Here is a 12,769-nt window from a genome sequence, read left to right on the forward strand (position 1 = left end):
ACGTCACTCCCTTCGCCGCTGAGTTTTCGACGCCGAGACGAGGCCGAGTATTCGGCCCAGTGCACGGGCACCGACTTCGCCCAACATGTCTTCGTGTTCCACATCGACTCGGTGCAGCGAGATCCCGCCGTCGACGAAGTCCGTCCAGTGCTGCGCCCCACGCGAACCGCGAGCGGCCACATAGTGAATCTCGCCCTTGAACACCGGCGGGGTGTAGGACGCCACCCAGCTCGGAGCGTCGACAACGGGTTGATACATGCGGCGCAGATGATCGACCGTGAGAAATCCGAGTTCGCTTCTGCTCCGACGTAATTGATCCACGACTTCCTCGAACGACGCGCCATTCACACCGAGCTGACGAGCAAGATCGCCGACCCCGAATTCTGCGTTGTCGAGCTCTGCGGCGCCCTCGGGTGCGGACAGTTGCGCGTCGACAAGTGCGAGCAACGCTACCTCCTCACCGTCTGCCTGCAGGAGCGCGGCGACGGCATGCGCAATCACTCCGCCGAGCGACCACCCCAGCACGTGATAGGGCCCGTGCGCTTGAACAGTTTGGATCTCACGCACGTATCGCGCGGCGAACTCCTCGATCGACGATGGCGCGGCATCACCGTTCGCAATACCCGGAACCTGCAGCCCGTACAGCGGGCGGTCGGTCTCGCTCAGCAATGACAGATAGCTCCATGCAATGCCGATAGCCGGGTGCACACAGAACACCGGCGCGCCGACGCCATTGGCACGCAACGGCAGCAGTACATCGAACTCGCTGCCGGATGTATCAGTACCGGCCTCGAGGTGCGCTGCCAACGCAGCGACTGTTGGATGCAGCAGCAGCGCACTCACTGGAACCCGGCGATCCAGTTGGCCTCCGAGTGCGTCCATCACCTGCACCACCGACAGGGAGTGACCACCGAGATCGAAGAAGTTGTCGTCGATGCCGATGTGATCGGCAGGTACGTGCAGCACATGGGAAAATGCGCCGTGGACCAGTAGTTCGTGCGGCGACGACGGAGCGAGCCGTTCACTCGACATCACCGAGGGCGTCGGCAGCTTGGTCGCATCGACTTTGCCGGACAACGTCATCGGCAGTGCGTCGACCATCGTCACCGTTCGCGGCACCATGAACGCGGGCACTGTAGTACCGAGGAAGTCGCGTGCCACCCGCGGATCGACGCTTCCCACCACGTACGCGGCCAACGAATCCGCATGGCCGATCACGCTGGCCTGCTGCACATCCGGGTGACGCAGCAATGCCGCCTCGACTTCGGACAGCTCGACGCGATGTCCGCGGATCTTGACCTGTGAGTCCACTCGGCCCAGATATTCGAGTTCCCGCAGGCCGTCACGGACCACCCAGCGCACGAGATCGCCGGTCCGGTACAGCCGGCCCTCGCCGAAGGGATCTGCGACAAAGCGGCTTGCAGTCAAACCGGGTTGTCCCAGATAGCCCTCGGCCAGTCCGTCACCGCCCAGATACAGCTCCCCCACCACGTTGTCGACAACCGGTCGTAGTCGCGCGTCCAGAACCGCGGCGTCGAAACCGCGTATCGGTCCGCCGATAGTCACCGGGCCCATCGCATCCGCGTGCTGATTCCAGTCATGCAGGTCGGTTGTGCAGGTACTCATGATGGTGCCCTCGGTGGGTCCGTATGCGTTGAACACCGACCGCGCACGCGACCACCGTTGCAGCAGAGCTGAATTGACAGCTTCACCTGCCATGACGACCACCTGCAGGGATGGGGTTGACTCTGGGTCGGTCACTTGCAGGACGGTCGGAGTGAGGCACGCGTGGGTCACCTGGTGACGATCGATGAGAGCTTCGAGTTCTCGCCCCGCGTACACCTCGGCGGGCACGATCACCGCGCGGGCTCCGGCTCCGAAGGCCAGCAGCAGCTCGAATATCGACGCATCGAAACTCGGTGATGCGAACTGGAGGACGCGAGAATCGGGCGTCACCTCGAACAGATCCCGTTGGCTCTGGACCAGATCCGCGATGCCGCGATGCGTCACGCGCACACCCTTGGGTACCCCGGTGGAGCCGGAGGTGTAGACGACGTAGGCCAGATCATCGAGCCGCGCATGCCGCATCTCGAAGTGGTCGAGTGACGCATCGGTGACCGTCAACCAGTCGCTACCAGCCCAGTCGTTATCAGCAGAGCCGAGGCCGCCTGACGTGATGCCGGTGATCGGTGCCGCACGGTCGAGAATCTCGCGGATGCGCGCTGAGGGTTGCGACGGATCGATCGGCAGGAAACCTGCGCCGGTCTTGGCCACAGCCCAGACGGCAGTGATGAACCCGGCAGATCGGGGCACAGCCACCGCAACCAGATGTTCGGGCCGAACGCCGCCGTGAACGAGCCTGTTTGCCAATGCGTTCGACTGCTGGTCCAATTCGCGGTACGTCAGTACGTGAGAACCATCGACCACTGCGATGTTCTCCGGCCACTGCCGCGCGGCCTGCTCGAACACCGTCGCCACTGTGTAACGTACTGCTGCACTGTCCCGGTGGGCAACGACGGCGGGATCGACCTGAGCGAACTGGGCGCTGCCCAGTCGGATATCCGGTTGCGCTGCAACCAGTGTCAGCACCAAGGCCAGCCGATCTGCGAGTCCGACGGCAACTCCCCGGGAGAACCGCGCTGCCGAGTAACCGAGGTTTCCGGTCAAGCCGGCCTCGGATTCTTCGACGACGAACTCCAGATCGAATTGGGTCGATGCGATGTCGATGCGGCGCGGGATGGTCGCGCCCTCGCCGAGTTCGATTGTCGGCGTTGCTATATTGCCTACAGCGAGCAGTACCTGGAACAGTGGATGGGTATCCACGGCGCGAGCAGGTTGCACGGCGTCGACTACCCACTCGAACGGCACGTCCGAGTGGGCGAACGCATCGAGATCGCGGTCGCGTACCTCGGTGACGAACTCCTCGAACGTGTTCGACGGCACCACCTCCGTCCTGAGCACTACGGTCCCGACGAACATCCCGACCAGGTCGTCGAGCGCTGGATCGGAGCGGCCGGAGACCGGCGTGCCGATGGCGATGTCCTGCGTGCCACTTGCTTCGGCGAGCACGGCTGCCAGTGCGGCATGGACGAGAACGAAGACGGTCGCCCCGAGCCGGTGTGCGAGAGCCCGGAGGTCGGCGTGTGTGCCTGAGTCGACAGAGAACGGCACCGGACTCGCCTCGACTGTGTTCTTGACCGTGGCATCGGGGTTTCCGGTCGGCAAATCCAGGAAGTCCGGCAATCCGTTGAGGGTGCGGCGCCAGAAATCGAGTTGTTCGGCCGCGACCGCGTCCAGCACATCCTGCTGCCATCGGCGGTAGTCAGCGTAATCGACTGCGAGCGTGGTGAATCGAGGCGCGGCTCCAGAAATCCTGGCCGTGAGTGCTATGTCGACGTCGCGTGCCAACGGACCGATCGACAGCCCGTCGAGTGCGATGTGATGTGCGACGACGGTCAACACTCGCTGGTCGTCCCTCGTCTGCACTGTCAGCCGTATCGGTGGCTCGAGGGTCAAGTCGAATCCCTCGTTCGCCGATGTGATGGCGTGCTGCTCCCCCAACATCGAGACCACTGTCTGCGTTTCCACGACCATCGTCACCGGACCGTCGACAGTGGCCGGAAATACCGAGCGCAACGGCGTATGGCGCTCCAGAACATCCGCTATGGCAGCGCGCAGTACGTCGAGCTCGAGGTCCGCCGGGAGCGGCACCTCGAAAGCGATGTTGTATGCAGCCGACGCCGGGTCGAAGCGATTCTGCAACCAGATTCGACGCTCGGAGGGTGCCAGACCGGTGTAGGAGTTCGCGTCCTGCCGATGCTCCAGTGTGGGGAGCGGCGTGTAGTCGTCGGACATCGCCTCGATTGCCGAGGCCAGCAGTTGTGCGGTGGGAGCCTCGAACATGGCCCGCAGCGGGACGCGGGTGCCCAATGCGCTACCGATGCGAGTGGCTGCTCGCGTCGCGGCGAGCGAGTCACCACCGAGGACGAAGAAGTTTGCATCGACCGCAGGCTCGTCGATGCCCAGTGTGTCGGCGAAGATCCCGAGGATGACCTCTTGCGCCAACGTGCGTGCAGCCGCGGAGTCGGTGTCGATGAGAGACGGCGAGGTCAGCGCCGCGACGTCCACTTTGCCGTTGGTGGTCAACGGAATTCGATCAATACGGGTGATGGCGGCCGGCACCATCGTCAGGGGGAGGCGACCCAACAGCCACAGCGCGGCGTCCTGCTCGCCCACCCCCACCACCCAGGCGAGGATCCTGTTCTCGCGCACCGCCGCCACTGCGCCGCTCACGTCGGGGTGCAACAGAAGAGCAGACTCGATGTCTCCCAGCTCGATACGCACTCCGCGGATTTGCACCTGTGCGTCGCGGCGACCCCGATAGTCCAGCAGACCCGAGACCCCTGTCCGCACGAGGTCGCCCGTTCGGTACAACCGCGCCCCACCTGGGCCGGCAACGAATCGGTCAGCGGTCGCTGCCGGGCGTTCCCGGTACCCGCGCGCCACACCGACGCCGCCGAGATACAACTCGCCTATACCGCCGGCCGGCACCGGCTGCAGCCGGTCATCGAGAACGACAGCCGCGACGTGGTCCAACGGACGCCCGATCGTGACAGGCTGGCCGCTGTGGAGTGAGTCGGTCAGCGTCGCCACCACTGTGGCTTCGGAGGGACCGTATGCATTGAGCATCAGTCGATTCGGCGACCACTCGTCGACCACTGCCGCACCCAGCACGTCCCCTCCTACTGCAACGGTCTCGATACCGGACGTCACAGGTACCGTCGCGAGCACCGCGGGCGTAGACAGGTAGTGCGTCACTCGATGCGTGGTCAGGAACGTCGCCATCTCGACGCCGTCGATCACATTCGGTGGAGCGATGACCATCGTCGCCCGGGCACCGAAAGCGAGTATCAGCTCGAGGACGGCGGCATCGAAGTTGACGGAGTAGCCGTGCAGCACTCGCGAATTCGCAGTCACCCCATATCGGGTAACCGTCTGCCGTGCAAGTGCATGAACTCCCCCGTGTGTGACCACGACAGGCTTGGGCACTCCGGTGGAACCCGAGGTATGGATGACGTACGCCGGGTGCGCGGGTGCCAGCGTTGCAATGCGGTCCTCGTCGGTCAGAGGCAGATCACTGTATGCATCGGCCTGCCATTCCTCCAACCAGACAACATGCGCCTCGGATCCTCCGAACCCGACGCTGATGTCGCGGAGCATCTGCTCGCGTCGGACTGCAGGGTACTGCGGATCGACGGGCACGAAGGCACCACCGGACTTCGCGACTGCCCATTGCGCAACGATGTACTCGGACGAGCGGCCGAGGGACAGGGCAACCAGAGTCTCTGGACCGACACCATGTGAGATCAAGAGCCGCGCAATACGATTCGAGCGGCGATCGAGTTGCATGTACGTCAGTCGTTCGTCGCCGTCGATGGCAACTGCATCGTCGAGGACTCCCGCACCATCCGGCAACACATCGAGCAGCGTTCCGCTCCGCATCGCAGTCGGCACCATCGGCGCGGCCGCAAGCGGCAGATCGCCGACGACGAAGGTCGAGTCCGCGACTGCCGCGCGCAGAATCGTCAGGACCACTGATGCGAACTGTTCGACGGTTGTCCCCCGGTACAGATCGAGCGCGTACTCGATTTGACCAGCGATACCCTGCGATTCGGCATGGCCGGTGACAGTTTCGGTGAGCACCAGGTTGAGGTCGAACTCAGAGGTATGGGTGGGAACCTGCAGCACCGAGAGGGGCAGATCCTCGACCGACCTGTGCGGCGCGTTGTCGAAGGCCAACATCACCTGAAAGACTGGATGTCGGTCGAGGGATCGGTCCGTCGCCACGGCATCCACGATGTGCTGGAACGGGAGCTCGGAGTGGGCGAAGGCGTCCAAGTCAGTAGCGCGGACGGCGTCGAGCAGATCCCCGAAACTTCCGGACGGCTCCACCGTGACTGCAAGAGGAACGGTTCCGACAAACATGCCGACCATCTCGTCGAGTGCTTCGTGACCTCGGCCAGCAGAGGGGGATCCGATCACTGTTCGGTTGGACCCACCGAAACGACTCAACGCGGCAGCCACAGCAGCGTGGACGACCATGAACGTAGTCGAATTGGCGGTGCGGGCCATCTTTCGGATGGCTGCGTGCAACCGAGGTTCGATCTCGAACGGAATTTCCGCTGTGCGCATCGATTGCGACGCGGGGCGGGGGAAATCGGCCGGTACGGCCGCCAACGCGGAGTCGGTGTCGTGCAGCACCGAGATCCAGTACCGCAGCTGCCCGTCCGCAACGGAGTCCACGGTTGCGCGATTCCATACTGCGTACTGACTGTATTGAGCGGGCAGCCGTGGCCACGTGGGCGCATGGCCCGCGCTGCGAGATGTGTAGGCGGTAGCGAAGTCGCGTACAAGTGGATCGATCGACCACCCGTCCACGGAAATATGGTGCACTACCAGGACCACAACCGTCTCGCCCGTGTCATCGATAGTGAGAACTGTTGCTCGAATGGGAACTTCGGCCGCGACGTCGAATCCGGCGGAGGCCAGTGCTGCGATGGCGGGCACGAGCCCCTGCTCGGAAACGGTACGAACGGGAACGTCGGTCAGGACGTCTGCGGTAGGCCGAATCACCTGCCGCGGCCCGTCACCATCGTCGGGGAAATACGTCCGCAGCGACTCGTGGCGTTCCAGGACGTCACGCAATGCTGTGAGCACCAGGGACGAATCGCTACTCCTTGCTAGTCGCACGGCCACCGGCATGTTGTAGGCCGGCGAGCCGGTATCGAACTGGTTGAGAAACCACATGCGTTGTTGCGCAAAAGCCAGCGGAATTCGCGGTGGCACAGGCGTATCGAGAAGTTCGAGCGATACCTCGTCCACGATGGACGAGTCGATGACCGCTGCCACTGCTCGAACCGTGGGGTTGGTGAACAGCTCGACCAGGGAGATTCCGGGGCCGAGCCTGGCGATCACGCGGGTTGCGCTCAGCGAGTCACCGCCGAGCTCGAAGAAGGAGTGGTCGCGCCCCACTTCTTCGGCATCCAGGACCTCGGCGAATACCTCCGCAACAGCACGCTCCGTGTCGGTACGCGGAGCAACGTATTCGGCAACAAGGGTTGCGGAGGGGGTCGGAAGCGCACGGCGGTCGACTTTGCCGCCCGCCGTCATGGGCAGGGTGTCGAGCACCACGATGTGATGGGGCACCATCCATGCCGGCAGGTTTGCCCGGAGGTGGGCGCTCAAACCCTCGATGCGTCCGGTTACGTACAGGGCCAGTCGATCATCTCGTGCAACGGTGACTGCGCCAAGCACTCCAGGGAGACACGCTGCTACGGAGTCGATCTCACCGAGCTCGAGCCGTCTCCCGTGTAGCTGAACCTGTTGATCTCTGCGACCGAGGTACTCGAGGGAAGATCCGTCGACGGCCCATCGGACGATGTCGCCGGTTCGGTAGAGGCGCGCTCCAGGTACACCTGAGTCTGCAATGAACCGAGTCGATGTCGCACCGGGTTGGCCGTCGTATCCGCGGGCTAGTTGATCGCCGCCGAGATACAGTTCGCCGATACCACCGTGCGGTGCAGACCGCAGGTACGTGTCGAGCACCAGTGCGCGTACCCCCGGTAGCGGCGCACCGATGGTGACTCGTTCGTCGGGCACCATCGGCGCAGACAGAGTTGCCAACACCGTTGCCTCGGTCGGTCCGTAGGCGTTGAGCATCACCCGTTCCGTGGACGCGAATCTGTCACGTAACGGCGGTGGGCATTCTTCTCCGCCTACGTCGAAAACTTCGATGCCCTGCAGATCAGTCGGGTCGAGGGTCGCGAGAACGGTCGGCGAGGTGACCAGGTGGGTGATCTTCTCGATGTCTAGGAAACGAGCCAGAGCCGGGCCCGCGTAGACGTCGGCTGGGGCGATCACGAGCGTTGTGCCTGCCGCAAACGCCGCAAGAACTTCTTGGATCGATGCGTCGAATACCGGTGAGGCAAGGTGCAACACACGAGAGCTGCTTGTCACGGAGTACCGCTGAACGACGTTGGCCGCCAGCTGCGCGAGTCCGCGATGAGTAATGCTCACCGCCTTGGGCGTGCCGGTCGATCCCGAGGTATGGATGAGGTACGCCTCGTTGTCGAGATGTACTTCGGGCCGAGTGAAAGGGACGGGTGCGGAATCGAGGAGATCCTCGATCGCGACCCAGTCGACGGCACCTGGTAGTCGGTGCCGCAGTGCGCGCGTGGTCAGACCTAATGTCACCCCTGCATCGGTGAGAACCGCGGTCAGTCGCTCGGCGGGCTCGTGGGGATCGAATGGGAGGAACGATGCGCCGGCGGTCGAGATCGACCAGGCCGCAAGAACGGATTCGTACGACCGTTCCATTGCAATCGCGAAGCGGGACTCTGGACGGGCACCGTAAGTGCTGAGTTGCGCGGCGACATGTTCCGCGGCCGCAACGAAGCGCTCCCCGGAGCGGTCGACCCCACCGAAGCGGACCACTGCGCCCCTACACATCAGCGAGGGCAGCAATGCCGGCGCAACGGTGGCCGAGTGATGCGCGATGGGTCGGGCTGCCTGCCCTTTTGCCTCGAGCACCTCGAGGTCGGACACGGTGAGCCCATCCGACGCGTGAACCAGGGCGCGCAGCAGATGCAAGAAGCCCCGGTGGTGAGTTGCGAGTTCCTCGGCCGTGTAGTTGGCCGGGTTGCCGAGGAAATCAACGCGTGTGCTGGCTCCAGCCACTCCCGGGTATACGTTGACCATCATGTCGTCGATCGGGCCGCTGGAGAGTACTCGGTACTCGCCGATGACATCGCCGAGCCGGATTGTGCTGTTATACATCATGATGTTGACCGTCGGCCCAAATACTCCGCGTCCGGCCCCACCACTATTTGTGTTCACGCCGATAGCGCGCTGCATGTCCTCGACCCGAAAACGCTGGTGACGTAGCGCACCGGTGAGTTCCACCTGAATTCGGCGCAGTAGTTCTTCGACCGTCACCCCACGTTCCACTCCGATTCGAAGCGGCACGACGTTGGACATCATGCCGGACGAATCCCGCAGCCTCGTGGTCGCTCTGCCGGACACCGGCAAGCTGAGCATGACGTCATCGGTGTCGGTCATCCGCGCGAGGTACAGCGCGAAGGCAGCAAGAACAACCGGGACGTCGGAGGAGTTGTACCGACGGGCCACTGCGGCCATGGCGTCGGTGAGGTCTGCGTCCAATACAGCACCTACGCTCACCGTCACACCGGATGGTGGCGTGGGTTCACGGGGGTTGCCGGCAAGGCGCGGGGCATCGGAGTGCCCGTCCAGCCTGTCGAGCCAGTAGCGCCGGTCGGTGTGATAGCGAGATGAATCTGGATACGCCGCTTCGTAGTCATAGATCTCGCGCACACCGACAGCACGGGTCTTCTCCACCTCGGTGTCGGTTATCAGGGCGGTGTAGACCGCTGCAGTGCGTTCCTGCACAGCTATGGCACCGAGCCCATCCATCACCACGTGATGTGCACGGCTGTACCAATAGAAGTGGGCTTCGCCGACCTGGATGATTTCGGACGAAATCAATTGGTCACGAACAAGATCGACGGGCCTGCGATATTGCTCGTCCATGTAGCGCTGAGCGTCTACGACCGCCCGGTCACGGTCTCTGAAATCGCGATAGATCATCGCGTACGGCGCGTCGAAGTCCGGCCACTGGTACGGCTGACCGTCATGCATCACAATTCGTACGAACGTCGATTCGAGTTGCCTGCATGCAATATCCGTAGCTCGGATCAGCACGGATGGATCGACATCGCCCCGAATCTCGACGTACTGCGCGATGGTGAACGGGACATCAGGCGAGAGTTGCTGGGCGAAGTAGATGTTCAGTTGGGCAGCCGACAGGGGAAAGTGGCCGTCGTCCAACGGCTCACCCGCCTCTGGCGACACTTGCTGCCCTCCTCGACATCCACGGCCCGACGGCTCTGCTGATTCAGCTCACACGCCACCGAGCAACGTCGACCCACGTCGCCCGTCTACAAAGTAGTCGACTCGATGTGAATGCTCTACTCGGGTGGAGCCTGCCTTCAGACATTTCATAAAGCGCAGAACGGCTCGTCCCCGCGAAGCGATGGGAGGTAAACAACGCTTCTAGAACTCGATCTGGACAAGATCTAGGGCTCAGTCACTTTCAGTGCAGGCAAGAAACGTGGAGTACCTGTCATTCAAAAGAATGATGCCGCAAACCCCAACATCGAGCACTTCGCCGACTTAGGCCGGTAGCGCTGATCGATCTCAGTAGATCAATTCTCGCGTTATGCGCCCGTCCGGGAGAGCCATTCGGTCGTAGGATCGAATCTGCGCTCGCACGGGTGGTACGGCATGATGTCCCCCATGCCGACACTGCGCCGACGTGACTCAAATGCCAACTCCAAGAGGCGAACTATTATCGGCTTGACAGTCGCCGCCCTGGTGCTCGTCCTGGTCGGAGCAGGTGTCTTCTACGACAAACAACGCGCAACCACCGCAGACGGGGAGTACGAGTCAACGTTCCAGGCTCCTACGCCTGAACCACCAGCAGCAGCCGGTACCTTTGAAATGCCTGCTGACCCGCGTCTCTTGATCCTGGGTGATTCGTATACCGAGGGCTACGCGGCCGATCCACTGAGCAACGGGTACGCGTACACCGTTACGAAACAGCTCGGATGGCCGAGTCAGGTCGATGGAATCGGCGACAGCGGGTTTACCTGGGGCGGAGGACCAGACGGTAACGGTGGCAACGACTACCTCAGCCGCATCAACCGCCGTGCCGAGGCGGGCGGATTCGCTCCGAACATTCTGCTCTTGCAAGGCGGACAAAGTGACTACCGAGCAGAGTCGACCGAGGTGTACGACAAGGTGCGCCAGACGATCGACGCAGCTCGCGCAGCGTGGCCCGACGTCCAGGTGATCATCCTTGGACCGTCACAGCCCCAACCGGGCGGGAACCTTCTCGACCGGGTGGCAACACCTATGGGTCAGGCAGCATTGTCCACTGGAGCTGCGTTCATTAACCCGATCGCACAACGCTGGCTGACAGAACAGAACAGTGAGGGCTATTCAGCAGCCGACGGGACGCAGCTGAACACCGAAGGTCACGTGTACATGGCATCGCGCCTGATCACTGCACTCGGCTGGATCGGTGTCCCGATCGTCTAGTGGCTACACAACTGGAAGCACCATCTGGAGAAAATGAGGTCAGCGAGGTCACGAGGAAGTACGGGATCACTGCCTCGACCTCGCCGCCGAGCGTAGGCCATCTGCTGTGCACCGAGATCAACGCTTGGCGTATCGGATACTACGCTTCGTAGCCGCAGTCTAGATTATCGTCATGCACGGCTGATCACCTTCGCGAGCTTGCCGGTTCCCACAGCTGTCCCTGCTCCCATTGACAGCAAGATGCCAACTGACCACCAGAACGGGACGGCACCGAACGGTGATTCCAGAACCACACCGACAGCGGCGATGGGCAGGATGGAGACCGCGAGTACCGCGCAGGTGAACAGCAATTCGTTATTACCGATTCGCCTGATGTTGGTCGCTATTCGAAAGGCAGTCGCGAGCAGGACCGCGGTGACAAGAACGAAGCCGACAATTCCAAACCGTGCGTAAAGGCCGACGAACCAGTTGTGCGGACTTCGCACGTTGGCGTACTGCGTTCCTTGGAGAACTGCGGCGGAGCCGGATTCGACGATGAAGTTCGGTCCCGGTCCAGCGCCGATCGTCTGCCGTGTCGACGTTTCAGCAGTCCAGTACAGCACCTTGTTCCACGCCTCGTTGCGGGCGGCGGCGGTACCCACCGCGCTCTTGGCTTCGACAGAAGACGCGCTGGATGAATCGACCGTAGCGATCAGTCGCTGCCCCACTACGGTGGAGGGCAGGAAGATGACCGCACCGAGAACGAGCGCCCCAGCGACCATGCCGAGCGCAGGACGCATCATCGTCTTGGACTCACGGAGCACGGCGTAGGTCGCCGCCAGACCCAGGATCACCGACGCAGCGATGGCCAAGTATCCGCCACGCGTATCGAGCCCCGATACAGCCAGGACACACACCGCCAAACCGAATAGCGAGCTTTTTACCATTCGCCGGAACAGCACGTTCCGGATCAACAGTGCTGTCGTGACACCAATGACTGCGCAGTCGATGTCTGGGCGAACTGTGCCGATCGGCACTTCCGCACCGGGGAAACGCGGGAATCCCGAGGTGTCGACACCAAGGCCTGCCGCCACGGCCGTCCAGGTGAGGTGGAAGATCAGCGCTCCCCATACGACCTTCATCGTGAGTGCCCGAGTTGCCTCGGTGGATCTCGCGAGTGAGGACGCCCCGACGATGCCGATGCCGATATAGACGTAGGGCGCTGCGTCCCGCACCCATTCGGCACCGAAATTGCCGACGCTGACCACCAGACGGAGCACGACATAGCCGAACAGGAACCAATACAGCGCTCCTGGTGTAGGGCGCGTGAATCCGCGCAGGGCGGGTTGCTGCGAGGCGGTGGTCGTCAGGATGTGATGGACGGTGCCACACGCAAGCAGCACGTCAGTCAGATACAGACCGCTTGCACCCGCGTAGGAACCCCACTTGGTCCCGGCCAGCATCAGTGCGACCGCGAGAGTGCAGGCGACGATGTACGGTGCCCTGACGGGCGCGAGGTCGAAGGACCCGCGCCGGTTAGACCGGACCGGAGGGTTTGCCAATGACATGCGTGGGACTCTATCGGGCCGAAGCGGTGGTCACGCGATGTGTTATC

3 protein-coding genes are annotated in these 12,769 nt (G+C 62.9%); 1 reads left to right on the plus strand and 2 read right to left on the minus strand.

All coding sequences use genetic code 11. From position 1 onward, the window contains the following. Positions 1–3 precede the first annotated feature (3 nt). A complete protein-coding gene (locus RHODMAR_RS01380) occupies positions 4–9,927 on the minus strand; it encodes a non-ribosomal peptide synthetase (RefSeq protein WP_008710472.1) in 9,924 nt (3,307 codons plus the stop codon). Positions 9,928–10,431: 504 nt separating this feature from the next. Here RHODMAR_RS01380 and RHODMAR_RS01385 point away from each other — a divergent pair. After that, positions 10,432–11,175, plus strand: coding sequence for an SGNH/GDSL hydrolase family protein (locus RHODMAR_RS01385; protein WP_157225940.1), 744 nt, complete (start codon positions 10,432–10,434; stop codon positions 11,173–11,175). A 170-nt stretch (positions 11,176–11,345) separates the two neighbouring features. On the opposite strand, the gene RHODMAR_RS01390 is transcribed toward RHODMAR_RS01385, so the two are convergent. Next, a complete protein-coding gene (locus tag RHODMAR_RS01390; protein ID WP_008710476.1) occupies positions 11,346–12,722 on the minus strand; it encodes an O-antigen ligase family protein in 1,377 nt (458 codons plus the stop codon). Positions 12,723–12,769: the final 47 nt, after the last annotated feature.

The organism is Rhodococcus sp. AW25M09 (genome assembly GCF_000333955.1).
Classification (GTDB): Bacteria; Actinomycetota; Actinomycetes; order Mycobacteriales; family Mycobacteriaceae; genus Rhodococcoides.

Bases quoted from the DNA above. Each gene is read 5' to 3' on its own strand.
- RHODMAR_RS01390 (WP_008710476.1), bottom strand. From the start codon at position 12,722: ATGTCATTGGCAAACCCTCCGGTCCGGTCTAACCGGCGCGGGTCCTTC.